General features: G+C 66.8%; 1 protein-coding gene and 1 pseudogene. One reads left to right on the top strand and one right to left on the bottom strand.

Annotation, left to right across the window (positions count from 1 at the left end; translation table 11 throughout):
- Positions 1–54: 54 nt before the first annotated feature.
- On the bottom strand, positions 55–816 hold the full coding sequence (locus MKL01_RS15795) for a hypothetical protein (RefSeq protein ID WP_243906161.1): 762 nt from the start codon (positions 814–816) through the stop codon (positions 55–57).
- A gap of 391 nt (positions 817–1,207) precedes the next feature.
- On the opposite strand from MKL01_RS15795, the pseudogene MKL01_RS15790 reads away from it, so the two are divergent.
- Positions 1,208–1,460, top strand: a pseudogene (locus MKL01_RS15790) (hypothetical protein); the annotation flags it as partial.

Raw genomic sequence — 1,460 nt, 5'->3', positions numbered from 1 at the left:
TGCACGACATCGTTCGCCGTCCATTCGTTCGATAGATCGGCCGCCTACATACCCTCACGGCATGGCTCGACCAGCGCCACCACCCGCGAGAATTCTCGTCCGGTCTGATCGGTCGAGGTCGCCCGCTGCCCCTCGGCAGCCCTTCTTTGGTTCCGTATCCACAACCTGCCTTTGTGGATCTCCCTTATCCGTGGGGTGCAGAGTTTTGCACCCTATGCTGCCCAACAGCGCCGGGGCCGCGGACCGCCCTCCCCGCCGGAGCCATTGCAGCCACTCCCGGCTGATGATCCGGACCACGTTCGGATCCGACTTCCGGCCCTGGTGGCGGCGCTCCTGGATGGTCAGCAGGCCGTCGCCTTCGGCCAGCCGGATCGCTCCTTGCGCCAGCCGCCGGCACACGCCCGCCCGGGCGGCGATGGCGTCCACAGGCAGCCCGCAGGCTCCATGCCGGGCGACCTCGTCACCCACGACCCTCAGGACGGCGAGCTGTCCGGTGGTGAAGCGGCTGGCGAGGGCAGGCGGCATCGGACCGGAACAGGCGAGTCGGCGGCGGCGCTCGATAGCAACGGATCGCTCAGGAGCCCGCTGGAGGCGCCTCGGCGGGAACAGGGTCACACGGCCGAGCGGGATGCCGACGGACGTCACGGCCTCGCGGATGGCGCTCCTGCGGGTATGCAGCACCTCGGCCAAGCCCTGCGCCTCACCATCGGTGACGGTCTCGGCGGCGTGGGCCTGCCAGATGGTGCGCGACAGGTCGTCGAGCTGCGCGAGCGTGCGCGCGCCCTCGATCGCCTCCCGCATGGTGGCGTGAAACATCGATCCCGGTCCCTCACGGGCCGCGGCTAGGGTCCAGGCAAGCCTTTCCCGTTGACGGAAACGGGTTCCGTCTTGACTCCCGGGTGGGAGCTATGGCTTGTGGGGAGTCGCAGAACAGGCCCCACACGGCCCCAGGATTTTCAGCAGCCTCTTCCTTGCCGGGAAGGGGCTGTTGGCTTTTCAGGGTCTATCTCGCGGCGATGGTCTCCTGAATTGCCGGCTCTCGACTCGATGGAACGAGCCCAGTCGGAACAGCCCATGTCGGCCGGGCAGCACGGTTAAGTCAACGTTGGCATTCCCACGTCGACATCGATCAACCCCGACGTATGGTGCTGTAGCAAGCGATCGGCGACGAAGTCGGATCGCGTCACCACAGCGATCGGACCGCTTGATGCGCCTCTCGACTCTTATCGTTGGCCTGTGCCTTGGGGCTGCCCTGCCTTGCGCCGTATTGGCTCAATCAGCCCAGAAGCCTGCTCCTACGATCGCCCCAGATCCGGCTTTGGTGAAGGTCGCTCGTGAGACAGTCGCGCAGATGCAGGGCGACCGCACCGCGACGCTCAGCGCCATGGCCGGGCCGATGGTGGGGATGATGCAGCAGATCGGCATCAAGGAGCCGGACAAGGCACAGGTTCTGGTCCAGG

The organism is Methylobacterium sp. J-070 (genome assembly GCF_022829385.1).
In the GTDB taxonomy this organism is placed as follows: domain Bacteria; phylum Pseudomonadota; class Alphaproteobacteria; order Rhizobiales; family Beijerinckiaceae; genus Methylobacterium.
This window is presented reverse-complemented; position numbering and strand designations above follow the sequence as displayed.